The 25,168-nt window shown below is 52.0% G+C and carries 18 protein-coding genes; 10 read left to right on the top strand and 8 right to left on the bottom strand.

The features are described 5' to 3' along the window. Positions 1-24: 24 nt before the first annotated feature. Positions 25-1,167, bottom strand: a complete 1,143-nt coding sequence (locus CA13_RS31295) for a retropepsin-like aspartic protease family protein (protein ID WP_146404060.1) — start codon at positions 1,165-1,167, stop codon at positions 25-27. Positions 1,168-1,416: 249 nt separating this feature from the next. On the opposite strand from CA13_RS31295, the gene yacG reads away from it, so the two are divergent. From yacG to CA13_RS31270, 5 genes are all read left to right on the top strand, one after another. Continuing rightward, positions 1,417-1,704 carry a DNA gyrase inhibitor YacG gene (gene yacG, locus CA13_RS31290; protein WP_146404059.1) on the top strand — a complete coding sequence of 96 codons (288 nt, stop codon included), beginning with the start codon at positions 1,417-1,419 and terminating at the stop codon, positions 1,702-1,704. A 469-nt stretch (positions 1,705-2,173) separates the two neighbouring features. Next, a complete protein-coding gene (greA, locus tag CA13_RS31285; RefSeq protein WP_146404058.1) occupies positions 2,174-2,653 on the top strand; it encodes a transcription elongation factor GreA in 480 nt (159 codons plus the stop codon). A gap of 32 nt (positions 2,654-2,685) precedes the next feature. Next, complete coding sequence (locus CA13_RS31280) at positions 2,686-3,456, top strand: hypothetical protein (protein WP_146404057.1); 771 nt, start codon at positions 2,686-2,688, stop codon at positions 3,454-3,456. 859 nt (positions 3,457-4,315) lie between these two features. Then, positions 4,316-5,233, top strand: coding sequence for a TIM barrel protein (locus CA13_RS31275; RefSeq protein ID WP_146404056.1), 918 nt, complete (start codon positions 4,316-4,318; stop codon positions 5,231-5,233). Positions 5,234-5,271: 38 nt separating this feature from the next. Beyond that, positions 5,272-5,475, top strand: a complete 204-nt coding sequence (locus CA13_RS31270; RefSeq protein WP_146404055.1) for a hypothetical protein — start codon at positions 5,272-5,274, stop codon at positions 5,473-5,475. Here the strand turns inward: CA13_RS31270 and CA13_RS31265 are convergent. The 5 genes from CA13_RS31265 to CA13_RS31245 all read right to left on the bottom strand — a co-directional run bounded on the left by CA13_RS31265 (position 5,454) and on the right by CA13_RS31245 (position 10,821). Further along, on the bottom strand, positions 5,454-8,150 hold the full coding sequence (locus CA13_RS31265; RefSeq protein WP_419195210.1) for a M1 family aminopeptidase: 2,697 nt from the start codon (positions 8,148-8,150) through the stop codon (positions 5,454-5,456). The two genes, CA13_RS31270 and CA13_RS31265, sit on opposite strands and share 22 nt — an antisense overlap. 367 nt (positions 8,151-8,517) lie before the next feature. Then, positions 8,518-8,994, bottom strand: a complete 477-nt coding sequence (locus CA13_RS31260) for an ATP-binding protein (protein WP_146404053.1) — start codon at positions 8,992-8,994, stop codon at positions 8,518-8,520. 123 nt (positions 8,995-9,117) lie between these two features. After that, positions 9,118-9,531: an STAS domain-containing protein gene (locus tag CA13_RS31255; RefSeq protein ID WP_419195209.1), complete on the bottom strand. Its 414-nt coding sequence runs from the start codon at positions 9,529-9,531 to the stop codon at positions 9,118-9,120. A gap of 198 nt (positions 9,532-9,729) precedes the next feature. Next, positions 9,730-10,410, bottom strand: coding sequence for a hypothetical protein (locus tag CA13_RS31250; protein ID WP_146404051.1), 681 nt, complete (start codon positions 10,408-10,410; stop codon positions 9,730-9,732). A 105-nt stretch (positions 10,411-10,515) separates the two neighbouring features. Further along, on the bottom strand, positions 10,516-10,821 hold the full coding sequence (locus CA13_RS31245) for a hypothetical protein (RefSeq protein ID WP_146404050.1): 306 nt from the start codon (positions 10,819-10,821) through the stop codon (positions 10,516-10,518). An 850-nt stretch (positions 10,822-11,671) separates the two neighbouring features. Here CA13_RS31245 and CA13_RS31240 point away from each other — a divergent pair. Then, entirely contained in the window at positions 11,672-12,106 is a 435-nt protein-coding gene (locus CA13_RS31240) for an AP2/ERF family transcription factor (RefSeq protein WP_146404049.1), read from the top strand. A gap of 628 nt (positions 12,107-12,734) precedes the next feature. On the opposite strand, the gene CA13_RS31235 is transcribed toward CA13_RS31240, so the two are convergent. Beyond that, positions 12,735-14,072 carry a serine/threonine protein kinase gene (locus CA13_RS31235; protein WP_146404048.1) on the bottom strand — a complete coding sequence of 446 codons (1,338 nt, stop codon included), beginning with the start codon at positions 14,070-14,072 and terminating at the stop codon, positions 12,735-12,737. Further along, complete coding sequence (locus tag CA13_RS31230; RefSeq protein WP_146404047.1) at positions 14,072-17,002, bottom strand: hypothetical protein; 2,931 nt, start codon at positions 17,000-17,002, stop codon at positions 14,072-14,074. Before CA13_RS31230 ends, CA13_RS31235 begins: the two co-directional genes overlap by 1 nt. Positions 17,003-17,393: 391 nt before the next feature. On the opposite strand from CA13_RS31230, the gene pilM reads away from it, so the two are divergent. The 4 genes from pilM (at position 17,394) to CA13_RS31210 (ending at position 24,984) form a co-directional block, all read left to right on the top strand. Further along, positions 17,394-19,643 carry a type IV pilus assembly protein PilM gene (pilM, locus tag CA13_RS31225; RefSeq protein ID WP_146404046.1) on the top strand — a complete coding sequence of 750 codons (2,250 nt, stop codon included), beginning with the start codon at positions 17,394-17,396 and terminating at the stop codon, positions 19,641-19,643. A 73-nt stretch (positions 19,644-19,716) separates the two neighbouring features. Then, entirely contained in the window at positions 19,717-21,525 is a 1,809-nt protein-coding gene (locus CA13_RS31220) for a hypothetical protein (RefSeq protein ID WP_146404045.1), read from the top strand. Between the two features lie 83 nt (positions 21,526-21,608). Further along, positions 21,609-23,849: a hypothetical protein gene (locus CA13_RS35970; RefSeq protein ID WP_419195208.1), complete on the top strand. Its 2,241-nt coding sequence runs from the start codon at positions 21,609-21,611 to the stop codon at positions 23,847-23,849. Then, a complete protein-coding gene (locus tag CA13_RS31210; RefSeq protein ID WP_146404044.1) occupies positions 23,827-24,984 on the top strand; it encodes a lysylphosphatidylglycerol synthase transmembrane domain-containing protein in 1,158 nt (385 codons plus the stop codon). The genes CA13_RS35970 and CA13_RS31210 overlap by 23 nt, the downstream gene beginning before the upstream one ends. Positions 24,985-25,168: the final 184 nt, after the last annotated feature.

The raw sequence follows: 25,168 nt of genomic DNA, 5'->3' as shown, positions 1-25,168 counted from the left end.
CTATTTTTTTCAGCTATTATTCGGCTAATCGGTAGTGACTCGCAGAAGCGAAAGTGTTTTTTCGTTTGCGTTGATCTCGAATTTGAAGTGGCTCAGGAAACTCATCCCCAATAGCGGTTCGGCCTTGATCGCCACAGGTGCCATCACGGCGGCTTCAATCTCTTCGGCTTCAAAATCACCAATACGCATTCGCGGCAAAATCACTGATCGGGCTGGAATTGTTCGTCCGTCCGCTAACACGAGATTCATCCTTCGACTATCCGGTGGAACTTCGACTCCTAGTGCGTTGGCTGTTTCGGCGGGCAGGATGACCATTGATGCGCCGCTATCAAGAATCATTTTGACTGGCTTCTTACCAATGACCACGTCAAGCCTGAGCGAACCACCGGGTGAGACTTCCAAGGGAATCAATTCGCGGAATATTTCCTGCTCGATTTTTTCAAGTCTTTTCTCAAGCGATTTTAGAATGGTTGGTGCCGATATGTCCTTTGGAGTTTCAAAGTTGGTTGCCATCACGCGCATCGCAATCTGCATTTCGTTTTCTTGTAAAGACTCCGATACGTTCTTTTCCAACCTATTGAAATCTTCGCGAATCGCTAACACGGTCTCGGCATAAGCGGTTTCAGCCGTTGTCACTTTCGCACGTTCAGTATCGAGTTGTGTTTTGAGTCGTTCTCGATCCGCATTCTTAGCCACGATCTGCGCTCGCGTCGCTTCGATTAGGCCGACAAGCCGATTGTTTGCCGATGGATTGACGCCCGCAACGCGAGCAAGTTGGATGCTAAATTCGCCGACTTGGGCGGTGAGGACCTGTAATTGACGACGGTTCGCAATGAACCTTGCTTCGGCTGCTTGGAGCGATTTTTGAAGCAGACGTAATTCACGTTGTGTCCGCGAGAGCGTTGTGAGGTTTCTCGAAATTTCCAAAGACTCGGTCGCTTGGATCGTCTTGCCACTGCGGCGGAGGTTCGCTGATTCGAGAATCGCATTGGCTTTGGCGACAACTTCGGGGCTGTATTGGACTTCTTTTGATTGTGGTTCCTCCGCTGATATGTCGGATCCAAGTAACATGAAAGCCAATGTCGTGCAAACGATGGCGATCGATAGCAAACGTGGAACCATCATACGTGAAACCATCATACGAGGCGGCGTTGATACGATACTCATGGGCGAACCACGACGGAAGAGTTTGCGACGAGATGTTAACGCTATGTGCAATCAGTATACCAAGCATTTGGGTGGCGAACCGGTACTGCGAAAGAGGATCTTGCAATGCGTCACTCCATTTGCAGCGGCCAATGTCAAAGTCTCCCTCTTGGTATACGGAACGTCGGTGGTACATTGACGGGAGTTCGCAAATTCCCTGTGACACCAAAATTCCCCGCGACGCCAAAATCCTCTGTGGCACATAACGCAATGAAAGACAATTCTCGACCGGATCCTTTTTCAACTTCCAAGTTGGTTTGTCCAACTTGCGGGGTGGCGTTTCGCTTTGAAGAAACCGTGACGCCGCCATTCTGTTCCAATCGTTGTCAGTTGATTGATTTAGGCCGATGGCTTGATGAAGAAATTGGTGTTCCGTTTGAAGGTGAACCTGGTGAGACACCGGTGGAGTATCGCGATGTGGATGACGATGTCAGCAGCGATGCGAGTTCGGGTGGCCGAAATACGGGTGGAGAAAGTACCGGCATTCAAGATCTCTAGAGAGAACCCTCGGAGCTGAGTTCCGTGGATTGCAATCGGGACGCTCGCCAGGTTTTCTTCAATTAGAAGACGAAGACGGCAATCGAATCGTTTGCCATGAAGGGCAATGTGGTTGACAGAATGCCGAATTCGAGTCAGCTCTAAATTCGAGTTTGCCTCAGCGGATCGGCAGATTGGCGGATGACCAAGTTGTGCTCCTAAATGCATCGGGCTGTGCTCCTAAATGCATCGGGCTGTGCTGCGAAATGCATGATGCAGAATCCGGCCGATGCAAATCTCTTCGTTTACTGAACTTCGGTCGTCACGGATTAGCACCATCCAGGATTGACATCGCCGCGTCAGACGCGACAATATAAGCAAGATTGCACAACGAAAGCCTTTCCCACCCAATGGCGGGAAAGGTTTTCTTTTTTGTTATAGATTGAGTCGAAAACGCTTCACTACATTCGCAAGACGGGGAATTCCTACCATGGTTGAATCAGTGCCGATGACACGGGAGGGATACAACAAGATTAAAGCCGAAATCAAACGACTCGAACAAGAAGTGTTGCCGGTGATCACCGACAAGATCGCCGAGGCGCGCGCTGAAGGAGACTTGAAAGAAAACGCCGAGTACCATGCCCAGCGAGAAAACCAGGGGATGACGATGGCGAAGGTCAACGAGCTGAAGGACAAGATCGCTCGCGCGTCGATCATCGATCCTTCGCAATTGCCCAAGGATGAAGTGGTATTCGGATGCACCGTTACGGTCGAAGATTTGGCATACGGCGATGAAGAGCAATTCACGTTGGTCGGTGCTGGAGACGAGGACTACGATTCGGGCAAGATTTTGGTGACGAGTCCGTTTGGTCAAGGTTTGATCGGCAAGAAGGTCGGAGAAACGGCCGAGATTGAAGCGCCAGCGGGAAAAATGAAGTTCAAAATTTTGAAAATCGAACTGAATATCTGAACGTTTCCCTTCACGCTTTCTGAGCCCCTAGGATGTCCAATCGCCCCACCGCAGACTCAGAGATGCCAGAATCAGATGAGCCAGAGTCAGAGAAGCCAGAGTCAGAGAAGCCAGAAGAATTAGAGAAGGCTCCGGACAGGTCTGGCTCGGAACAAGATTCCGGGCCGGGATGGATGCCAGCGATCTTGGCAGCGACTTTATTGATGGCGATTGCAGGCTTTATCACCTGTGGCGTTTCGACATGGTTCTTATTTCAAAAACGGAGCGAGTTGGCGGTCCGAACGCTTCGAGGAAGCTTCATCCCGTCCATCGAGCAGAGCCGAATTCTGCCAGACGAGAAAGAGGCACTCGTCGATGAGCTCGGCGACTTTGCCAACGAGCTCGAGCGGGGTGAGCATGAGAATTGGCAGGCGGCCGGTGTGATGCAGCGGTTGCAACGAGTGCCCGTTTTACAGTGGGGCGAAATTTCGGCGGTCGAATCGTTTGTGAACAAACATTGGGCAGGCGAAGAGAAAGTGAACGCCCTGTTGCATTTGTCGCGTCTTCGCCGTTCAGCCGAGCTTGCTGATTCAACCTCGTTCGACTTCGAAGATGTGCTTGGTCCCGTTCATGTTGCTGATGATGGTCCGTTTGGCCGTCACTTGATGCAACCTTTGACGACAGAGAAGGTTGCCGATTGTGTAGAGCGTGCCCGCCTTGTTGCCGATCGTGCGAAGATTCCCCAGCAGCAATTCGACGATATTCGAATCGACGAGATCGTGAAAGGCGAAATCGACAAGGGAATTGCGGAGGGCACTTACTGATAAATTCCCCCCCCCCGCAAGAAAAAGTTGTGCTCATCGGTGCAGGCTCTGTGGTTCAGCCGTTGTAATGCCGATGACGCGGCCGCTTGAGCAAGTCGCAAGTGTTGCAAACATCTTTCTCGGACTCGTGGCTCATCGTTGCGACTGGCGTCAGATCGGCGTCAGATCGGGAGGCTGTCGAGTGGGGAAATGGTGGAAATTGCAGCGACTTAAGATTTAGTCACGCTGCAATGGACACCTCGCACGTCCTCTGCTGGAAAGTTCACGTTCTAGGTTCGACCGCACGGATTTCCGGTCCATCGCTAAAATCGCCAAGATGCATTTCGAAACACGTTTTCCCGCCGATGACACGCCAAATTGGCAGTGTCGATTGGAAGAATCGAATCGGAATGGAAAGTTTTTGCTCGCTCGGATACAGACGGATCCCGAATGCCGTCGGTTCACGCCCCACCCGCGGAAGTCCGTCCCACTATGCCACGTTCCATCCGGTTTTTCATTTGACCCAGAGTCACCATTTTCGCCAAAACACGGTGTTAATGGTCTTTAAGTTAGTGCCTCAATGGCGGCAATCTGGCTTGTTGCGGAAGGTCTGTTGGCAATTGTGTGCTGGTGATCTACGCGTTGAGCTGGATCGCAGGCCGGTTCGTGCTGGGAAATCTCGGCCTGGGGATGGCGACCGCGAACCATCGTCTGCGTTTCGTCCCACTTTTCCAGATTAAGCCCCTTGGCTCAAACCGGATGATTCTGCGATACTCTTGGGCTTGAAAAACCGTCGGCCCTGACATTGGCACCGTTCGCAGAACGATTGATGCGGTTTGGCGTAACAGACACGACAACGAATTAAACTCAGGATGACTGAATGTTCAAGAATTTTTCTCCTTGGTTACTGGGGATCAACGGGCGTCAAAGCGAACTGATCGAATTGGCTCTCACCTACGGTTTCCGTGGAATGGATGTCGACATGTTCGACATGCTGCGACGTAGCCAACGGACCAGCCTCGAGGATGCCACCAAGTACCTGCGAGCAGCGGAAATCAAGATTGGTGGCTTCGATCTGGGGATCAATCTCGATGCCGATGACGAGGCATTCACGACTCAAGTGGCTACCTTGCACCCGATGGCTGACATCGCCAAGGAACTTGGCACGACTCGTGCTTACGTGAAGTTGCCTGCTGCGACTGATCGTTTGCCATACCACGAATACTTCGAAATCCAACGTGCTCGTTTGAACCAAATTGCTGATGTTTTGGCACCACGGGAAATCAAGCTTGGCGTTGCGTTTTCCGCAGGCAAGGAACTCGAAGAAGGTAAGGAGTTCGCATTTGTCCGCGACGCGGAAGGCTTTGTTGCATTGGTCAGCAGCATACCGGCTGAGAACGTGGGCTACATTATCGATACTTTTGATTGGGTCGTTGGCAGTGGTGCGATGGACAAGTTGACCGAAATCCCGGTTGATAAGATCGTCTCCGTCCGACTTGGGGCCGTCGCCAGCGAAGTAGAAGCGAGCAGTGCGACGACGACGGACCGCGTGCTGCCTGCGAAGGAAGGTTTGCTCAATCACGTTCAATTGATTGAGCACTTGGAGTCGAACAAGTACAACGGCCCCATTTGCCCAACGGCCTCGTCGTCGCGTTACAAGGGTCAAACCCGAGAGAGCACGGTACAACAGGCTCAAGAAGCGATTGACGGAATTTCAAAGGACGCCGGTTTAGCCGTTGCGCCGTTGCCAATGGATTTGATCGAAGACATTCCGTACGAGCCAACTCCGGCTACCTAGCCAACTCCGGCTGCCTACCCAACACGGCGCCTTAGTGGTTGGTTGTCACCAAAGTCGCCTTTCGGTTAGCGAAAGGCGACATGAAATGGCATGGCGGAGCTTGGCTTCGTCATGTCGTCTTCCGAGTCGAAAGCTTCGCGAGATCTTTGTTCATCGCGGTCATCAAGTTGGTGAAGGGGCTTCGCGGTGAAGCAAGTCGCCTCGTCTACCATTTCGTTCTCTACGATTCGATCTTTGCTTGAAGAAGGTCTCTTAGCTCCTTCAAGTCCTTTTGCGTTTTCTCGCTCTCGCGTTTCATTTCAGCGATTTCTTTTCGAAGTTCGATTACTTCCTTTGGAGCAGCGGGTTTTGATTCACGCAATTTTCCAATTGCTCGCTCGGCTGCTTTGGAAACTCGCGTGTTTTCTGAATCTACAAATGATTCAAGAACCGAGACCGCTTGGGGATCGTCGAGCGTTCCGAGGGCGCTGATTGCCGCCGAGCGAATCGTCGTTTTGGGATTGTTAACGTAGCCAAGCAAAAATTTGCGAATGTCGGACTTCTCATCCAACGCTGAACTGATCTTTGCCAACGTTTGCAGGCCTGAGCCGAATCCGCTAGAGGTGAATTCGCTTTCGCGTTGTTGAAGCGTGTTAAGTAGCAAGTCTTTGTAGAGGGGGTCGTTCAGGTCGCTAATCGCGGAAATCGCGGCCACCGTAAGCTCATTTCGGAATGAACTTGCTGCGAGAAATTTGGTGATGGATTCCCGCGATGATTCACCGGAATAACGTCCAAGGGCCCGGATCGCTACCGCTTGGATTGCCGGGTTCTTTTCCGTGTCGAGAATCTCTGCGATTCGCGCTGGGGTTTGTTCGTCAAACCGGTCGGTGATTTGTTTAATGACTGCCAATCGTACGCGAGCGTCGTCTTGGAGTTTCCAGCTTTGTTGGAGTACTTCGTATGCATCGTCGGAGTCTATCTTATCGAGTGCTTTCGCTGCGGCGATTCGGACACCATAAAATGCGTCGCTGTTTAGGGCCACGTCGAGCAAGTTTGTCGACTCGTTTGTTTTGCGAGCCCCCCAGTGGTCACACGCACGCAATCGTCCGATCATGTCGTCTTGGTTTGCGATTTGCGCTTTGAATAATTCGTCCGATTTGTCGAATGTGATATCTGCCAAAACGGTGTACTCAGGGTCGAACCGCACGATCGACGGTTGTGAGTCGAGGGCAACATAGAAGTCTTCCTCGGTTTCCTTTATTTCAATATCATGATCAACGACGATTCGGTCGACGATAAACCGAAGCTTGGTTGGAAATTGGAATAGTCGTCCACCGTTCTCGGTCGATTGTGTTTGCTTGACGGTGACTTTTGCCAAGCCTTCTTTGGGCATCCACTCGTAGGAAACTTTCAAATCGGGGTGACGCGGATGATAAACCCATTGGTCAAAGAATCGATCCATCGGTTGGCCGCTGTGTTGTTCGATTACTTGCCGCAAATCGTCCGACACGACGCTGCTCAGTGCATGTGCTTCTAGATAGCTGGTGATACATTTTCGATACAATTCGGGGCCGAGTTGGCAACGCAGCATGTGTAAGACCCAGCTGCCTTTGGGATAGGAACGATAGTCAAACTGTTCGCCGGGATTACTGTAACCGTTGAAAACGATCGGTCGTTTATCGCTTGTTTGCGTCAGTACGCGGTTGGTGGCATCTTGGTGCAAACCATAAAGCATCGCGTCACGACCAAACTTGTGGCCTTGGTACAAATGGGTGTAGAAGGTTGCGAAGCCTTCGTTGAGCCAGAGGTGACTCCAATCTTTGCATGTGACATAATCGCCAAACCATTGATGCGCCATTTCGTGTGCATCCAGGTTTTGTGTGCTTCGGATATTCTCGGTTGCAGTATCGAAGATGGTATTGCTAGTGAGTGTCGTTAAGGTCGTGTTTTCCATACCGCCAGCAACGAAATCAAGGATGGTGACTTGATCGTACTTTGGCCAGGGAAACAAAACGCCGATCTCTTCTTCGTAAAACGCCATGATGTCGGCGGTGTCGCGAAAAGAATTGGCGGCTTGCTTCGAAAGCGTTGGTTGCGTGTAGAACCCAAGCGGGATGTCACGGTGAAGTTTCTGTTGCTTGTCCAAGTATCCGGCAACTAAACAGATTAGATAGTTAGCGTGCGGCTTTTCATGGAGCCAATGGACTGACTTTAATCGCTTGCCATCGGTTGCCTCACCCATACGTTTGCCATTGCTCAGGACGGTCATATCCAAAGGAACGTGGCAGATGACTTCCGACGAAGATCGCTCGTTCGGATAGTCGAAACAGGGATACCAGTGGCGTGATTCATGTGTCTCGCCTTGCGTCCAAATATGTGTATCCGATTCAGGGTAGCCCATTTCAGGTGTTCTAAAATAGAGCCCCGCGGTTGGTTGCGCGCTGTGATCAATGTGGACCGTGAATTTGGATCCAGGGGAGATCGGTTTAGCCAGTAAGATTTTCAGTTCCTCGCGAGTCGAGACAAAATCAGTGACTTCCACTTTGTCGCAACGGACGTCACTCACTCGCAAGTTTTTGGCATCGAGTCGAAGTAGGCTGACGGGTTTCGCGATCGGCGAAGCCGTAATCGATGTCGTTCCGCTGACGGTTCGCTTCGCGAAGTCAGGTGTTACATCGATTCGAATATGTTGCACGTCGACCTGCCGGTCGGGTGCATAATGGTATTTGCCTTCTAGGTCAGTGCTGAAGGGCATTTGGTGCCACTGTTCGCAATATCGGCAAATCGTTTCCTCTGCGGATAGTGAAGTGACGAGTGGCAGGATGGCTAACAGAGAGAGCAGCAGTTTTTTCATAACGGTTCCAAAGGTCCAAGGCAAATCGCCGTGCAGCGAGTTTAGCCAACCTCGATTCAAAATGCCAGTTTCTCGAATTTTCATAAGTGACGTGGGATCATGGTCGGCCAGGGCCGGTCCTGGCGCCAAAATGCCAGGGCAAGTTCTGGCCCACATCCAATTAAGAAATGCTCTAGCGATCCGCTCGAGTCCGAGAGATCGCTATTAGGTATCCGTTTTGAAAACCGATGCTGGCTGAGCGCTGCTAAGAAGCGGATCGTCCTTATTGATCCAAACCTAATTGGCTCAAATTGGCCCAGCGAGAAAGGCTGTGACGTGTTTCTATCTGGGCAATACGCGAGTCTGATGACTAGGTTGGCTATATTACTGGCGTTTTGCCGCCGAGATACGCAGTGGAAAACTGCAAGGCTTGAGTTTGTTTCCCTTGAAAGCCATCGCTGAGAATCGGCTTTCACTCATGTTCGATTCCGTCTGCTGAGGCATCTGCTTTTCGCTTGATCATCGTGATTTGGTTGCCTTGTTCGTTATAAGTAATCTCGCTCATAATCTCGCTGATTAACAGCACTCCGCGTCCACCTGGAATTTCGATAAGCTCGTCTATCCGGGGATCGGGAATAGAATTGGGGTCAAAGCCAGGGCCTTGGTCGGTAATGCGAATCCAAATTTCGTCATCGTTACACGCCATTTCGACATGAACCGTTTTGCTCACATCGTGTCGATTCCCATGCCGGATTGCGTTGACCACCGCTTCTTCATAGGCCAGTTGAACGCGGAATAAATCCGATGCGGGCCAATCACGCTGCATCATCGCGTCGATCAATTCTGCTGCCAGTTCACTACTGATCGCGGTATTGCTGGGGATTGTACGACGCAATGTCCACTTTGGAACGTGCTCAGCTTCCATGCTTGACCGCTCTTTCGCACTCATGAAATTCTGCCTGAGGAGGTGATGATTTCCAGGATTGTATGCAAAAAGCGATTATGTTTGGAGCGTCGAGGGCAAATTTCTCGAGTTTTTAACAGAGCAGAATTTCGAAACAAAAGGCTTCCTCTAGGCCAATGTTTGAGCTTCGTCCCAACTGATCTCGAAGATTCTCTCTAGCCGAGTCAACAGAAATACTTCGCGGACGACCGATTGAACATTCGTTAAAACGAGTTGTACGCCTTTGTTCCTCGCATTGCGGTTCAATTCGATCAATTCATTCAGCCCGACGCTACTAACCCACCCCACATTGCCAAGGTCGAGGTTAAAAGTATTTCGGTTGTCCTGGGAATTGTGGGTTAGGCAATCTGGTGTATGACTCTGGGATTCCCCGCAAGGTGAATGTTGATGTGCCTCGATTAGTTCCGACAAGTTGGCTGATAATTGGCTTGCCGTTTTCGCATCATTGAGTTCGTGTTCCGAGACTGCAACGGTCGCTTCACCTTGATCGATTCGAACTTCTAAAGGGTTTAGGGGGCTCATACTCTCTCTGGGTTCCATGATGCGATGAGAAACGACGCCGACCATTAGCGTAGCAAATTTCCTGTCTGCTAGCAATTACTAAGAGCAGGCGTTGATCGGAAAAACGGTAGTCCCGGTTGACAAATCACGCGTTTTTAGCATGCAAAACAGCAAGCGGCAAAGTGACGCGACGGAATGCTGATGCTCGCGTTCGTTGGACTACTGGCGGCTATTTGCTCGTTGTGCAGTCAATACGATAAACCGGTTTTCATCGAAGAACTCCGTCGCTTCGGCAGTGATTGTCCACGTATCGTCGTGGATATCGCTTCGCACCGCATTGACGATCCGTTGCAGCAATAGGTTCTCAACGACCACGATCGCTTTGCTTTCGTCGACTTGGTTTCTCGCTACCTCGGAATGGTCCCTTAGGCGGAATGTCGTGTAAGCCTCTTCCACCGAATTTTCGCTATCGGTCTCAGTGCTTTCCACAGGATTGTCCAAGTACCCATCGCTTCGCAAGGCTGGCTTGGAAGCCTCTGGACGCTCCGGTACGAAGGCCCATCGTCGTCCAAGCATCACAAATCTTCCTGTGATCGCAGGGATCTTGCTCCCTTCGCGAAGGTGGATGCCGTTGTGAATGAGAGAATGCAGGTCGCCGTGTGTTGCGTTGCCGACGCCGGTCGGCCGGCCCGAGTTTGGATTCGTTTCGCCCTCATCGCCGCTCATCGATGTTTGGCTCATATAGCGATCGGCTGCCGTTGCCATGTTTTTGCTCGTCACACTGCTTAGTGGTACCGACACCGCCAACACAACGACGGTGGGAACCAGGCAACGCAGTAACGCACTCGAAAAATGCATTGGTTGTCGGACCCAGAACATCAAAAGCGGCAATAACAACATCGTACAACTCGTCTTTGGGTAACAGTTTCAATACATGAAACGGTTCCACGCACCGACGGCATCCATGCTGAGGCGGGAACTTTCCGGATGGAAAATGGTAACGCGTTACTGGGGCGAACCTTCGTAACGTGGCATTGCGATGGCATGAAACGAGCAGACTGCACCAAGGGCAATCATTGACAAGCCTATCCAGCGTGGGGGCTGAATTCGTTTGGTAGGATTGGCATAGTACTGCATTAATACCGAATTCATCATCGAGCCGCTCGAAGCGGTCGTCGTTTCACTGAACCGAGCAAGCGTACGTGTGCTCGATTCGTTGAGAACGAACGAGTCAACCATTCGGAACTGAATTCCAAGCAGAATCAGAAGCAGCCCGAACAAAAAATATCGGTGACGATGTTTAGCAGTCATGGGATGTGTGCGCCGGATTCGTCGCGGAGGTATCCGCTGCGCCCGTTGGAAAACGATTTGGGTGCAGGGATCTCAAAAGCGATCGATTGGAGGGGAATGGACGGAAGGACTAAGGGACTAGTTCGTCACTCTCGCAAAAGTTTCCTCACTGCATTCGCCAAACGACCATTGGGGTTAAGTGAATCAATAATGCAATCGAGCATAAATCGATTTTGCTCGATTTGGTGCAAAACCAGTTGCACGAACACGGTCTGCGCGCTCGCGAACCCCTTGCGGCCGAATTGCAGCAATTTGTATGCGTTAAACGGTTCCTTTATTTCCTCTTTTCACTAGCGTCGCTCGATTTCAGAAGCGTCGCTCGCTCAAGACAAGTCGTGGCGCGATGATGTCGAATTCATCGGTTGAATCGATTCGTTTATTTGTCATGGTTTCTTAATCTGCCAATATGCCTGTAGTCGCGCTTCACCGGTGGTCGTAGCATATTGATGGGAATTTGCAGGGCGATCATCACTCGTGAAAACGGAGAATCGAACCGTTCGCGATCATTTCGTGTATTTCGCGGTCGCTTGGTGAGCGATCATTGGCGAGCGGAAAGAGCGGCAAACAGGGGTGAAGAGGGGCCAATCGCGTGCGTCGGAGCACTCCGTTGTAACCATGTGAAAGGAGTCCGGAAACGTTGGTTCGAATTATGAAAGGGTGTTCTCTTTTATTGCTCAGGTGCAAATGACTGATAAGTTTTTACTCGCATTTTTTTGAAAAATCTGGTGTACAGCTCTGGTCAAGTCGTCAGGCCGTCTACAATTAACCATTGAGGGGCAAATCAACTTCACTCTAACTTAGACGAAAAAACATGAGTGCAAATCGAAACATTACCCGTATCGACCGAGACAATTCTGGTGGATTCCTTGTTCGCGTAATGCGTAAGGGAAAGAAGACGTCGAAGTTCTTTTCGGATAGTGAAAACGGAGGTAAGAGAAAGGCGCTGATAGCTGCAAAAGCTTTCCGCGACGAGTTGGAAACCAAGATGAAGGGCTATTCTGCTAAAGAATTGTCGAAAATCATGCGTTCTAACAACACATCGGGCGTCGTTGGCGTTCGTTTGGTCGAAGAAGTCGATACTCGTTGGCCATCACAGCCAACCTATCTTTACTGGGTTGCCCAGTGGAGCCCAGAAAAGGGCGTGCGCCGCACGAAACGCTTCTCGGTCGAGAAATATGGCGATGAAAAGGCCTACGAATTGGCTGTGAAAGCACGCAAACGTGGCGTCGCTGCGATGAAGTCCTAGATCGACGGATCGCACTATTTCCATGCCACCGTTACATCTGTGATCGGTGTTTCTTGGAATGTGAATGACTAGACCATCCTTAAGGAGCGGCACCTTTAATGAAGGGGGCCGCTTTTTTTTTTGCGTGTGCCGTGGTCGATCGGACAATTCTTTGTAACGGATCTTTGTGACGGAGAATCCAATCCAAATGGCGGCACACATGATCAAGGTTGTGGGGAGATCATGATCAAGGTTGTGGGAAGATCATGATCAAGGTTGTGGGGAGATCATGGGGATTGGGGCGGCACTTCCGCCATCGTTGATTGCCCACAGCTTTTTCGTCTTAATCCAGAGCGATTCCGTCTTCATCACAAACGCTTCGAATTGTGCCGCCGATAGGTAAGCACGGCTGTCGTCAGCCGTTTGTGATGTGGCCGCCTGGACAGAAGTTTTCCCTCCGGTGGGGTGTGTGGTTGCTGCGCCAGTTGATCCGCCGCAGTATTGAGGCTCAGCGGAAACGTCTTGGAATCGCTGTGGAGGTAGACAGCAGAGACTCCGCCTTGATTGGTCGGGTTTGGTTCTCAACGGGCGTTGCAGGTCAGCCACATTGGATTGCCACCAACTTCAATTCTTCGCTAAGTATTATCGTTCAAAATTTGTCGTGAAGTAGAACGCCGATGATCGCTCCAGCGAGCAAGCTGAGTGGTACTGCAAGGGCCAACGTCAACGCTATTGGTACCAGTAGGCTCGGGCGAGCAGCCGTCTTGAAATCACTTGAAGAGTTTGACATGCTTCCAGGGACCGACGGAATTGCCATTGCACCAGACCTTGCATCGGAGTGGCTCAGTTCACTTGAGTGAGCTGATTCGGAATGGTCGCTACCGCTGTCGCGATAGTATTCCCGTGGCGGTGCAGGTTCTTTTGGTGGTGGGGGCGGCATCCATGGCCGACGGTCGATGGGGCGGTCAACAAATTCCAAAGCCGTCATTGACCATGGTTCCAACCGTTCAACGACTTCGCTTGCCGATTGAATTCGCTTGGAAGGATCTTTTTCCATCATATCGGCGATGACGTCAACAAAATCTTCAGATAACTCAGGGATGAATTTCCGAGGATGCCACGGGGTTTGTTCACAGTGGCGTTTGCATTTCGATTTGGCATCGCCACCGGGGAACGGAACCTTGCCGGTGACGACGTAGTACAGGGTGCAGCCAAGCGAATAGATATCGCTGAGCGGATCCACCGACGAGGGGTGACGGATTTGTTCCGGTGACAAGTAGTCGGCCGTCCCGACGATTTTGCCCGCTCGTGGATCGTCCTTGCCACCAAAGCTATACCCAGCCAATCCGATGTCCGACACCTTCGCATGTCCTTCGGGTGTCACCAAAATGTTTCCTGGTTTTACATCCCGGTGGACCAAGCTGAGGTCGTGGGCGTATTGCAGTCCCATGGCGGCCTGTGAAATGACCAGCGCTGCATGGTTCATCGTCAATGGCCCTCCGCTGCGGACCAATCGCCTCAGGTCGGTACCAGGGACATATTCGGTGACTAGATAGTGCACACTGCCATCTTGTCCCGCGTCATAGGCGCGAACGACATAGGGGCTATCGAGTCCCGCTTGTAAACGGATTTCGCGAACAAACGCCGCTCTCGATTGCTTTGTAAGCTTTTCCAGCGGCAATGTTTTTACCGCGCACTCGCGGCCCATGACACTGTGGACTGCTTTAAAGACTTGTCCCATTCCCCCTTGGCCGATCCATCCGGTGATGAGGTAAGGTCCAAGGTTGAACTTTGTCCGACCACCACGAAGTTGAGCCGATTGGTATTCGGTGATATCGCCACTTTGCACCAGTGCTTCGGCAACCAAATCGTCGTCTTCCGAGCCAGCGGTTTGAACAGCATGGTTCCATTTTTGGGAGCTGACCAAACCACTTCGTTGGGCTGCTTCTTTGAAGGAGAGTGTCGTTTTGAGGTCGGATGATGCCATCAAGGCGTTCCTTCGAACCGGACAAGAATGTCGACCACTTCGTGCGCTGCCATCGCTAGTTTGATGCGATCCTTTTCGATCGTCAATTGGTTTGATCCTGCTTCGGACGCAAACGATCGCAGCAATTCCTCGGTCGGCAAATGGCTGCCGCGAGTCAATCGTGCTGCCTGGGCAACCCCTCGGCAAAATTGCAGCGCCGCGTTGCATCCGCGTGACCGAGTTTGGATCAATCGCACAATCGCCAATAGCTGTCCTTGGTTATCCGTCACCGTTTTCATATCCGCCACAAAAACTTCTTTGGGTGAGGCGTGAATTAGCCATCCTCGCGAGGCGTCGACATCGACCGGTTCGACTGCCATGGTCAGGGGATCCGCCATCACACTTCGGGCGGTGGAAACGGGGTCGGCCACTTCGAATCCGTAATGGATCGTGAAGTCTTGTTTCGATTCACCTTTGGCACATAGCAGCGTATCGAAAAAACGATCTTCGACTCGTCGATGGTAGGCCATTCCGGATGACGCAATCAAGGTTTGCCGATCCGATTCATCGAGAAGAATCCCCAGCGGCGCGACCAATCGACGCGAGTTCGCTTTGTGGATCTTGTCCCGAACGATTAGCTTTGGGATTACCGCATCGGTTGCGACGGCGCAACGGAGTGCAAAATAATTTCGCCAAGGGTCGTCACCAAAGCTGGCTCGCGTGTCTAGCTTTGCAGCAACGCTAAGCATCCGCTCGCCGCGGCGGAGTGTGTAGGTCAACTCGAACTTTGCGATTTTTTCACCATCGCCATCCACGATCGATCCGGTCGATTCGATCACACCGATATCCAGTCGCGAAGTTACGGTTTTTATTTTATCCGCTTTCATGATCGGCTTCTTTTCGCCGTCTTTATTCTTCACTTTCATCTTGCTGACGTTGGCGGCGTTTCCGACGGAAACAAGACGCAGTGAAAATCGGTTGCCGCGAGTCGAACCGCTGTAGACCCCTTTGATGCCACCGGATTCCGGATCGATGGCTACTTCCATGAATGCGTTGAGTAAGCTGTCGTTAACGACGATCGGTTTGGTGCTTGAGAACCATCCGGTCCCCGACGCAACATCGCGAATCCGTTGGCCTATCGTACGGCCCGTGGATTGGCCAATCGCTTCGTTTCGAATGACTGAAAATCCAAACGCGGACACATCGACTGTGACGATCGATTGTTTTCCGCTGCCGCTCGATGCGTAGACCTGTTTGTCGCGATGGGGGTCACCAAGAATTTCGATTTGCGTTCGAATCGGACAAGCGTTCGGATTCAGAATGCACATATTCGATTTGTCGGACGAAGGGACGAGCCCGATCGCTCGCGCGAGTTGGCTCAATCGCTCGGCGTCCTCGACGGATTCACCTGCTGGAAGTTTTTTCCCCGTTGCAATCTCAAGCATCGCCGCCAACATAGCTTGGTTCTGTTGGTCGATCGACTGCTTTGTCTGTCTGGCTAAACGGGATAGCGGGTCTGGTTCTCCTCGTTCGACACGCTGCGTCAATTCCAGGTCGGCGCGACCGGCGGTGTTGATTGAGGAATTGTGGTGATAGGGTTGTTCGCCGGTGCGAAAGAACTCTTCCATTGTCCAGCAGCGGCCTAGCACGAGGCTCCATGATGCAGCGGTCCGAAGGAGTCGATAGGTGTCCCCTTCTAGCGAGGGCCAATGAACCATAAGTGCGACCGCAATCTCGCCACTATCGATCGCTTCACCAAGCTTGGCACCGATCGCCAAAAAGGGAATTTCACTCGCTGCGTCGATGGGTTTGGCCGAAAGCGTATGCAGTTCAACGCTGCCGCCTTTTTGAACCACTTTCGCTTCATCGCTAAATCCAGTGCCGTTGGCGAAGTCAACAGAGATCATCCCTGCGACTCCCAATGACGCGATGACTTTGGTCATGTCCGAAGGAGTTGAACCAGAGTAACGGGCGTAAACCGGTGGGCGGATGCCGACGATGTCGCTCGTTTCGCCGAATGCTTGGGTGATTTGGTTTTCGGCTCCCGTATAGGTTTCGGTTGACAACGAAACATCGCCCGAGGGACCGCCGCCAGCCCATCCGAGTGATTGGTTCTCGATGAGATTGCGGAGCAGAGTCACTTTTTCACTGCCAAGATTTTGAATCGACTTTGCGATTGGTTGATCGACCAACACATTGGTTGGCGTTGGAAGCACACCCTCTTGTTCGCGGTCACTCGTGGGACTCGGGGCGTCGGAGCCGTTCGGAGCCGTCTCATTTGAATTTGGCAGAGAACCAAAGAATTTTTCCAGCGTGGAATCAGAAAGCAGCGTCAGGTCGATCAGGTGCGGATCGGACGTAAAGTAGTGATCACGTTCCTGGGCCAAGCAATCGAAGGCATCATGCAACGACGTGACGGTCGCTTCGGGATCCCCTTGGATAAAGCCGTTGGCAGCGGAAACAACACACTTTTCGAAATAGATTTCATCGAGGTTGCTGGTGTAACGGAGTCGCCGCGTCATCACCTGAACCTGTAAAAAGGCATAACCGAGGGCGAAGAAATCTTCGACCGAGGCGGTGCGATGGGATGCTTGTAGGGGTTGGAACGATTGTGGCAAAAGGTCGCTAAGCTTGCCGAGCATCTCGTTTCGATTGGCTCCGTCGATCCATTTGATGGAATCATTATCTCGACATTTTTGTTCGAATCCGTCCGGTAGCATTGAGACGCTCGATCGGGGAACGACAATCACACGATTGCCAGTCGTGGTGTCCGGAGGTCCATCGGCGCGGTACCAAGTCGGAATTTGCTCGTTCTCGGAGATCAGTTTGGGGTGCCAAAGGACAGTCCATGCTGCCAATAAACTGCGCGCATCCTCTTCGGAGGCATCGGAGGGAAAGTCTTCGAGAGTCGAGCAGGGAAGAAGGACGCAGCACTCGTCGTAGGATGGCATAGTGGGAATTGAGAGGTGAGGGTGGTGAGAAAAAAATTTGACGAAGGGTGCGAGCAAACGTTAGAATAGGGACGCCCGATTTAGCTCTTGTTTTACCGCATTTTTCTTTTCTCAACGAGTTGGCAGTCGGTCAGATTCCTAAACGTTCTTTTCATTTTTGTCCTAGCCCATTTCCTCACGTCGTCGTAGGCGAAGCGTTCCCGAGATGGAGGCTCAATCTGCGGTTTTGACGGTTGATCAGGCAGAATCCATGGTCAAACAGTTTTCTAAACCCAGAATCTCATATAATTTTTGGCAAATCGGCTTACAATAGTTCTGCCGGTAGGATTGGGGCTTGGAATGCCTTAAAGTAGCGGTCAAGGGTCTTTTCACACTGACGAGTAATAAACAGATGGCTTCAGCTTCAGGTGTATGGGGAATTGAAATTGGGCAATCGGCGCTCAAAGCGCTGCATTGTTCGATCGTCGATGGCGAGGTCGTCGCGGACGCGTTCGACTTTATTGAATATCCGAAAATATTGAGCCAACCCGAAGCCGTTCCGGAGGAATTGGTCGCCGACGCGCTTGAGCAATTGATGCAGCGAAACGATCAATTTAATGATCACGTCGTCATCAGTGTTCCAGGGCAGAGCGGTTTGGCGAAGTTTTTCAAGCCGCCACCAGTGGAAGTGAAGAAGATTGCGGACATTGTTCGCTACGAGGCGAGGCAACAAATCCCGTTTGATTTGGCTGATGTCGTTTGGGACCACCAAATGATGCCGGGCAGCATGATCGAAGAAGGTTATGCATTGGAAAGCGAAGTCGGTTTGTTCGCAATGAAACGCGAGCAGGTTTATCGGCAAATGCTGCCGTTCGTCGATGCAGATATCGAAGTGGATGAGATCCAACTCGCCCCGCTGGCTCTCTATAATATGGTCGCCTATGACCGGCTTCACGAACGACTCGATAGTGAGACGTTCGACCCCGATAATCCACCTAGCTCAAGTGTACTTTTGTCGATTGGCACCGATTCGAGCGACTTGATTATCACCAATGGATTTCGAATCTGGCAACGAAGTATGCCGATTGGGGGTAATCACTTCACGCGTCAATTGACCAAGGACTTGAAGTTGACTTTCGCCAAGGCGGAGCACTTAAAGCGAAACGCACGCGAGGCGGTCGATCCAAAGTTGGTCTTCCAAACGATGCGTCCGGTCTTTAATGATCTGGTGACCGAAGTCCAGCGATCGATCGGTTTTTTCCGAAGTATCGATAAGCAAGCCGACATCTCTGAAATGTTGATCTCGGGTAACACGGTTAAAATGCCTGGCTTGGCTGCCTATTTGGGTAAGAATCTTGGTTTCGAAGTCAGCACACTCGATCGTTTCAACCGTCTCAGCGGCGATGACGTGTTGTCGATCCCGACATTCCGTGACAATGCTCCGACGTTTGGTGTTTGTTACGGGCTTTGTTTGCAGGGTTTGGGCCGTGCGCCAATTCACGCGTCGCTAGTTCCCCAAGAAATTCTGACCGAGCGGATGATTCGGGCCAAGAAACCTTGGACGTTGGCAGCGGTCGCGGTGCTATTGCTCGGATTGATTGGCCACTATGTCTTTACCGAACGAAGCTGGGCGGTGACCCATCCCGACATTTGGGATGGTCCGCAAGCCGCCGTCACTCAGATGTCGTCCTATTCGAGCTCGCAGAAGTCCGAAGACGATCTGCAAATGACCAAGTTGACCTTCTTAAACGAACTTGGCAAAGAGGTCTCCGGCAACGCAGAAAAACGATTGAAATGGATGGAGTTGTTGCAGGCGATGAACGGTGCGATTCCGCGAATGGAATTCCCCGATGGCAAGATTCCGGATGCCAAGGAGCTGCCTTACGAGAAACGAATCGATATCCATGTGACGAAGGTGGAAACGAAGTTCATGGAAGATCTTACGTTGTGGTGGACCGAACCCGTCGCTGACCGTTTCAAAGAAGAAATGTTGAACTGGACCAAGATTACTGGTCGTCCGATCCCCGATGATATCGATGGGCTTGAAGCGGCCGCAGAGGGCGCGGTGAGTTCATCGTCCGCCGACGGCGAATTAGGCGAACCGACGGGTAACGTTGCGCTCGAAAAATTAGCTGCTTTGGTTGGACCATCGGAAGCGGGTTGGGTGATTGAAATTCAAGGTTATCACTATTTCAACAGCCCCGAAGAGATGGGTAAAGAAGGTAATAACCATATTCGAAATACCTTGACGACCAACTTCTTGCTCAAGCCAATTGTATTGCCTGATGACAAAGGTAATTTGGTCAATTTTACGCCCCAAGAGTTCGGTTTGTCCTATCCGATTCTTCTCAAAGATGCGACTCCGTTGCCGGTTGCGATTCCGAATCCCAAGTACGATCCCGAGGCGATTATGTTGGCCAACCAAGCGATTCAAATGGGCCAAATTCCCGTTGGCCAAACCGAAGAAGAATTGGAGGAATTGATTAATGAGCCTCCGACCCTTGAAGCGTCAAAGCTGGAATTTACCTACCAAGTGTTATGGCGACCGAAATTGACTACCGAACGGATGGAGGCAAAAGCGGCAGCGGAAAAAGCGGCCGCCGAGGCCGCCGAACAAGCAGCCGCAATGGCAGGTGATTCGGTTGCAATGAATGCCGAGTAATGTACCAAGTTAGCCTCAACCAACCTCTTTTTGATCTCCTTTTCTGCTCTGAAGCCTTTCGAGAATCTCGATTATGAATCAACTTAAAGAACAGCTCGCCGTAGTGCTTCGCTATGGATTTTGGATTGGCGTCGGCTTCTCCCTTCTTGCCTCGTTGGGCGTCTGGTGGTTTGCCACGTCGGCCTTGGCCAGCGAGCGTGATAGTCAAGAGCAGAAAATCAACAGCGCGTTTAGTGCCGTTTCGACTTTACAGAGTGAATTGTCAACGCACCCGAATCCGACCAGCCATGATGCGATGGCAGCGATTATCGAAGAACGTGAACAAGAGGTCCTCGAGGCGTGGAACGAAATGTACGAACGCCAACGCGGATTGCTTACTTGGCCTGCGAATTTAAAAGACGAATTCAACCGCGAGTTTAGAGATTTGACTCCGATCGAGCGTTACGTCGACTATCCCGAACTCGATGAACAAAAGGTTGAGCCGTATTTATTGTCGCGGTATGCAACGTACATCGGCGGCGTGCTTCCTGACATCGCTAAGTATGCTCGCGCCGAATGGGTTGCCGCGTTCGATCCAACATCACGAACGAAAACGGAGATCGAAATATCGGGTAACGTGATTTCCGGTCGAGAAGACAAGCCATTGGTGGAATGGAGTAGCGCCAGCCAACAACAATTGTTGTCGGATCTGTTCCCGTGGCGAGGGCGACGTCCGTCAACGCTGGAAGTTTATTACTCGCAAGAGAACCTGTGGATATTGAAACAGCTGTTGCAAATCGTTGATACTGTCAATGTCGACGCCACCGAGCCGTTCGAGGCCAAAATCAAGGAAATCAAAACCGTCCAAATTGGCCGGTCGGTCAATCCCAGTGCAGGTATCGTCGGAACCGTCATGATGCAGAATATGGGCGGCATGATGGGGATGGATATGGGGATGGATATGGGCATGGACATGGGGATGGACATGGGGATGGACATGGGGATGGACATGGGCATGGGGATGGGCATGGACGGAATGATGGAGTTGCCTGATCCAGCCGACAGTCGCTATGTCAGTCCGTTGTATGAACCGATCACTGGCGCCGAATTGCGAACCGCTTTAACGAGCGAACTGCCCTCAGATGTAAACTTGGCAGTGGCCAAAAAAGTACCGGTCTGTATCGCTGTCACCATGGATCAACGATCGATCCCCCATTTGTTGGCTGCCTGCGGAAGCGCCGCATTGATGGTTGAGGTTCGCCAAGTCCGCGTGTTACCCAAAGGTACCTCCAGCGCACAATCGAGAGGTGGCGGCATGGGATCTGGCGGCATGGGGGGATACGGCGGCGGCATGGGATCCGGTGGCATGGGGATGGACATGGGCATGGAGATGGGAGGAGACCCATCCATGGAGTATGGTATGGACGGCATGGGGATGGGCGGCATGGGTGGCATGTCGATGGTCAAGCCTCCCGCAGAACGACCTTATGATATGGATGTTGAAGTCTACGGATTGATCAACATTTACAATCCGCCAAGTCGAAAGAGCCTGGGGCTTGAGCAGGTGAACGAAGATACGACGGTCGAAGGACTTGATTTAGGGAAAGAAAGACCGGAATCGAGTGATTTGCCGACACCGGCAACGCCTGTACCGGCTGACCAAACTCCAATTGCCCCCGAGGCTCCAACGGCAACTGATGTTCCAACGGCAACTGATGTTCCAACGGCGACTGATGTTCCGGGGGCAGCTGATGTTCCGGGGGCAGCAGCGCCCGCGTCTCCTGCAGCGGCGGTCGTACCACCGGCAAATCCAGGTGATCCGCAACCCGCAGTTCCCACACCGCCTGCCCCCGTTGGGGCGGACATTGGGGAGTCAATTCAACCTAGTCCAGCAGTGCCTTAGGTAGAATCGATTTCGTAAACCTTTTCTATCGTTCTCTCTTTCCAAATTCAATTCACGTTTCCTGTCGCTTGCGAGTACCCGTGATGGACGCACAACAAATTAAAGACTGGTTCATTCAGAATGTCGAGAAAATGGCATTGGGCGGGTTCGTTGCCTGTTCGGGGTTTCTCGTCTACAAAGCGATCAATATTCCGTCGTTCGAAAAGGACCCGGTTAAATTGAGCGAGTCGGCGACGCGCGTGAAGCAAGATGTCGATATCGACCACAATGCCGATATTATTCCTATACGGCAGGCTGATAAGATTGACATTATGGAGCGGACCAACGCGGCGCTCAAACCGGTCGAATCCGAGGTTTACGCCCTCAATGAACCATGGGAACGTTTGCCGATCAATTTGTCGTTTAAGCGAAATGACCCTGTCTTGTATCCGCCCGAAGATCTGATTGTCAAAGGGGTGGTCCGTGCGATCGCAATTCGCTCGGTTGACGGAGAGTATGCACTCCAAGAACTCGAAGCGGCGGAGAAGCTTGAGAAGGAGGAGGATCGATCTCCTGCGGCACGTAAGCGACAGCGTGAGCAAGAAAAAATGATGGAAATGATGGGTGACTCCATGATGGACTACGGAGGAGGCATGATGGACGACATGATGGGGGGGGGAATGCCGGGTATGATGGGTCCCGAAACTGCGATGGGACCAGTGCGAACGGTCACTTCGGAAGCAAGCCGGTCACTTTACACAGCGCCTCCGACCTTGACCGATTTCAGTAGCAAACAAACTCAGCTACCAATCCCGACAATCGCTCGTTTTGTATCGGGGACTGCGGTACTGCCACATAAACGGATCTATAAATCTTTCCAAAGCGCGCTTGAAGAAGAATCGTCGACCTATCAGCCAGGAGTTCGCGATACTCCGAAGTATTGGAATTTCCAGGTTCAGCGAGCCGACGTTACCAAGAAATCGGTCGATCAGTTGACCGAAAAAGATTGGGTTACCCGAAAAGACCGCGCTTGGCACACAAAGTTGGCTGCAATCATTTGGGCTGGCACCGCGCCCGAGTTGGTTCCTGCGGATTATCGTGATGAATTAATCACAACATGGATTCCGCCCGTTCTAATGGACGAATACTCGAGTTTTTCACTTCATCCGAGAATCCCGACGCTGTCGCGTCAAGAACTCGCAATGCTGGATCGAGGAATCGATATCGAAATGATCGATCCGAGCAAAATTTTGACCGGAGGCGGGGACAGTTTTGGTGATGTGAAAGTCGAAGGGCCCGATTTCAACTTCAAGACAAGTGACCGAACCGGTATGGGCATGGGGTCTGGTATGGGCATGGGGTCTGGTATGGGACCCGGCAGCATGGACATGGGGTATGGCGGTGGCATGGGATCCGACAGCATGGACATGGGTATGGGATATGGCGGTGGCATGGGATCCGGTGGCATGGGATCCGGTGGCATGGGATCCGGTGGCATGGGATCCGGTGGCATGGATATGGGTTATGGCGGCATGGGGTCGGGGGGCTATTCTCCCTACGGTTTTACTGGCGTCGAGGCTAACCCGGTGGAATACAAGTTGGTCCGATTCTACGATTTCGCATTTGAAGGAGACCCGAACTCGCCGAAGATAGGGCACAGATACGTCTACCGCGTTCGCATTTCGGTAAACGATCCAAACTTCCCCTCCAACCCGGCGCTGCAACCGAAAACCAGTTCGATGGCGCGCGACGTTCACAAACGGGTTAGCGCATTGATTGCGGACGCGGAAAAACAATTTATTGAAAAGCGAGCGAAGAAAGAGAAGTTTGATCCGTCGAAGATTCGTCAGTTTGAACGTTGGACCGATTGGAGTTCGCCGAGTGGTGTCGTCATGCTGCCGCTCGGAAACGATATGTTGGCAGGGCCTGTCGAAGGGGCGTCGACAACCGTCTTTAATTTTCAAAACCGCAAAGTTCCTTACGAAAAGAAACCCGCTTCGGCGAAGGTCGTTGTTTCGACTTTTGACCCTCGAGTGCAAGCACGTGTGCCTTTAAGGATTTCGGTGACCGAAGGTTCGGTGCTGAGCGGAAAAGCAGAGAAAGCTGATGTGATTGACCCGATGAAACTGCAGGTCCGATCGCTTCCTGAGGCCAAGGTGCAAAGCAAATCGGCCGTTATTGGAATTAGCGGTGGCCAACAAATGGGGATTTCGGACGACGACACGATGAAAGAACCTGGCTTGATCTTGACCGCGAACGAGAATGGAAAGCTCGAACTTCACGAGGAAGTCGAGGACTTGATCGACTACCGAAACTACTCGTTTGCGAAAGAACGAGGTCTGTAAGGGTCGCGTGAAGGATCAGGAGCAAGCCAACGGTTCAAAGGAAGCCGTTGTGGTCAATGAACCGCCCTCGTCGAAAGGGCGTTTGGGCAAAACCTTCGTCAAAGCGGTAATTGCCGTCGTTGTGGTCATCGGGCTTTCGCTTGCCACCCGTTCGGCGATCCAAAGTTGGCAGGACGAGACAGCGAAGATCAGTGCGGAAATCCTCCGCTTGGATTTGCAAATCCAAGATGCGAAGGAACCATCGAAGTTGCCAGGGATGATTGCGAAGCGAGAATCGCTTCGTGGTAGTGTTCCCCGTCTTTCCAACATTCAGTGGACGCGAATCGCGATTGCAGGCCTGTTGTATGGGCTTGGTTTATTGCCAAGTGCGATGGTGTTAGGTGGTTGGCTCGAGGTGCTTGGGTTTGTCCCGAACAAATCTTTGGTTATTGCCGCACAAACACTCGGCCATGTTGGGAAATATGTGCCAGGGAAAGCAATGGTTGTTGTGGTCCGAGCCGGCGTGCTATCGCGTGCTGAGGTTCCAGCGGTGCCAGCCACGATCAGCGTTTTTTTGGAAACCTTTATGATGATGGCGGTGGGTGCTGCGGTTGCGGGAGTCATCATTTGTTTCTTGCCCGTTCCCCCATGGATGATGGTGGCTGCAATTCTTGGTGCAATCGGCGCCAGCCTGCCAACCTTGCCTCCGGTGCTACGTCAAGTTACTACACGGCTGCTTGGTCGAGATTCACGTTTGTCGGACAATGCATGGCGTGCCTGTGGGGTTGGATGGTTGTGGTCGATTTTGTCATGGCTTCTGATCGGTAGCTCTTTCGCGATGATTATCGCGTCCATTCCATCATCGAGCTTGGGTGTTTTCAGTGCCGTCTCTGGTACAATGCTTTGGGCGGTCGCGACCGCTGCGATTTCATTAGCGATGGTGATTGGGTTTGCATCGCTGATTCCCGGTGGTGCAGGAGTCCGCGAACTGGTGTTGGCGACGATTCTGGGGTTCGCCATCGGGCCCACGCAAGCGTTATTGTCCGCGATCATGGCAAGGTTGGTGTTTATCGTCGTCGAGTGCCTGATGGCTGCGGTGGCTTGGTGGTATGTAAACCGGCGGTTTGTTGCGGATCGTTCTGCGGTTTACGCGTAAAGATTCACGCGTAATGCTAACGTCGCCTTGGGCGAATCAACCCCGCAGCGACGCCTGTGATGGGCGTCATCTTTTGCAGGCCCGGCACAGTCTGATGCGCGTCGACAGTCTGATGCGAGTCGGGCGGCTGATGCGAGTCGGGCGGCTGATGCGAGTCGGGCGGCTGATGCGAGTCGGGCGGCTG

The sequence above is a fragment of the Novipirellula herctigrandis genome, assembly GCA_007859835.1.
Classification (GTDB): Bacteria; Planctomycetota; Planctomycetia; order Pirellulales; family Pirellulaceae; genus Novipirellula_A; species Novipirellula_A herctigrandis.
Note: the sequence above shows the minus strand (reverse complement) of the source record. Positions and strands in the feature narration are given on the sequence as shown.